Annotated in this window: 2 protein-coding genes; one reads left to right on the top strand and one right to left on the bottom strand. The window is 66.4% G+C overall.

The window, feature by feature from the left end; genetic code table 11:
- The first annotated feature begins 112 nt into the window (after nucleotides 1-112).
- A complete protein-coding gene (locus tag QMZ05_RS40700; protein WP_353705872.1) occupies nucleotides 113-1,345 on the top strand; it encodes a rhodanese-like domain-containing protein in 1,233 nt (410 codons plus the stop codon).
- Between the two features lie 146 nt (nucleotides 1,346-1,491).
- On the opposite strand, the gene QMZ05_RS40695 is transcribed toward QMZ05_RS40700, so the two are convergent.
- The coding region (locus QMZ05_RS40695) for a hypothetical protein (protein ID WP_353705871.1) at nucleotides 1,492-2,334 on the bottom strand (843 nt) is incomplete at its 5' end.

The following is a 2,334-nucleotide window of genomic DNA, read 5'->3' as shown; positions in this document are numbered from 1 at the left end:
AGATCTGCCTCCTCAACGGCGACAACATCCCATTCATCGCGCGCCGCTCAAAGACTTCTTCAACAGCCTGCTAGAGCAGGCTTGCCTATTTTTCCGCCCGGACCAGCATCTCATGACAGTTTCTTCCGTCACCCCCCAGGACATCCGTGCAACGCTGCTGCTGCGCCGGGAGATCGCGCTGCTCGACGTCAGGCATGAGGCGGAATTCGCCACCGGCCATCCGCTGTTTGCCGCCAACATGGCCGCCGGCCGGATCGCGCTGGAGGCCGAGCTGCGACTGCCGCGCAAGGACGCGCCGATCGTGCTCTACGACAATGGTGAGGGCCTGGTCGCTGCCGCGGCCGACCAGTTGCGGGAGCTTGGCTGTAGCAACGTGGCTGCGCTCGCCGGCGGCTTGCAGGGCTGGAAGGCGGCCGGCTACGAGGTATTCGAGGACGTCAATTCCTACGCCAAGGCGTTCGGGGAGCTGGTCGAGGCGCGCAGGCACACGCCGTCGCTCAGCGCCGATGAGGTCGCCGCGCTGATCTCGGACAAGGCCAACATCGCGATCCTCGATGTCCGCCGCTTCGACGAATATGCCACCATGAACATCCCGGGCTCGGTCAGCGTGCCCGGCGCGGAGCTGGTGCTGCGCGCCGGCGGCGCGGCGCCCGATCCCGACACCACGATCATCGTCAACTGCGCCGGCCGCACCCGCTCGATCATCGGCACGCAGTCGCTGATCAATGCCGGACTGCCCAACAAGGTGCGGGCTCTGCGCAATGGCACGATCGGCTGGACGCTGGCGAAGCACGACCTCGAGCACGGCGCGGGCAAGCGCGGCGGGGGCGGTCCGTTCGAAGGCGCAGCCGACAATGCCCGCGACGTCGCCTATCGTGCCGGCGTCCGCCGCATCGGCGCGCGCGAACTCGCCGCGCTGGAAGACGACGCGCACCGCACACTGTATCGCTTCGACGTGCGCGATGCCGAGGAATATGCGGCCGGTCATCTGGTCGGCTTCCGGCACTATGCCGGTGGCCAGCTGGTGCAGGAGATCGACATGGCCGCGCCCGTGCGCGGCGCGCGCATCGTGCTGACCGACGACAGGAGCATCCGCGCCGACATGACGGCGTCCTGGCTCGCGCAGATGGGCTGGGAAGTCTACGTGCTCGAAGGCGGCTATGACGGATCGCTGGAAGTCGGCCCGCCGCGCGTCGTGCCGAGGTCCGACCCCGCGCATCGCTACCGGCGTCCTTATGAAGGCACCGGCGTCGCGGAGCAGGCGATGCAGGCCTATCTCGATTGGGAGTACGGGCTGGTCGACCAGCTGCGCCGCGACGGCACGCACGGGTTTTATGTGATCTGAGCAACGCGCGGCCCGGTTCATGCGCCGCGGCCTATCCCCGTCATTGCGAGCGAAGCGAAGCAATCCATGTCACCGCATATGCGGCAAGATGGATTGCTTCGTCGCTATCGCTCCTCGCAATGACGAGGCTGGATGTATCCGACTCCCTACTTCGGCAATGCCACCGGCGTCAGCTTGAATGGGCCGGGGTCCTTGCCCTTGTTCTCGCCGATCACGTAGGACAGCTTGCCCTCAGCGACCCAGCCGACATCGCCGACCTGCGTCACCGAAACCGGCTCGGCGAGACCATCCTTGATGGTGTCGATCGTGGCCTCGCCGCCCTTCACCGTGACCTTGTCGAGCTTGCCGTTGCCCTCGATCAGCAGGAAACCGCTGCCATGGGCGCGCAGCGCGTCGGCGTGGTCGAGCGGCCGCGACGGCTTGAGCTCCGTCACGGCGCCGGCCTTGCCGTCCTTCATCTCGATCTTGAACAGCTTGGCCGGAATGAAGGTCGTGACATAGAGATTGCCGTCGGCGCCGATCGCAATCCCGTCGAGCCCGACGCCGTCCTTGGCCGGTGCGAGCTGCGGATCGGTGGCGAAGGTCGCGAGCGCCGTGCTGCCCGGCTTCAGGCTGTAAACGAACGGCGCGAAGGAATCGCTGACATAAGCGGTGCCGTCGGCACCGACCACGATGTCGTTGCAGAACGATTTCGGATCGCTCAAGGCAAAGCTGCCCTTCGGCGCGCCGCTCTTGAGATCGAAGGTCTTCAGCCATGCGCCCTTGGTGTCGCTCGGCCCGGCGACGCCCATCGCGCTGATGTCGTTGGAGCAAACGTACAGCGTGCCGCTCTTCTCGTCCGCGAGCACGCCGAGCGTCGAGCGGCTGTCGGCCGCACCCGGCTTGACCAGCTGCTCGGCCTTGCCGCCGGAAATCTTGGTCACGCCGCCATGGTTGAAGCTGCCGACATAAAGCGTGCCGTCGGAAGTCGAGGTCACGCTCTCCGGAAA

The organism is Bradyrhizobium sp. INPA03-11B (assembly GCF_040446015.1).
In the GTDB taxonomy this organism is placed as follows: domain Bacteria; phylum Pseudomonadota; class Alphaproteobacteria; order Rhizobiales; family Xanthobacteraceae; genus Bradyrhizobium; species Bradyrhizobium macuxiense_A.
The sequence above is the reverse complement of the archived record's forward strand: the minus strand, read 5'-3'. Positions and strand labels throughout refer to the sequence as shown.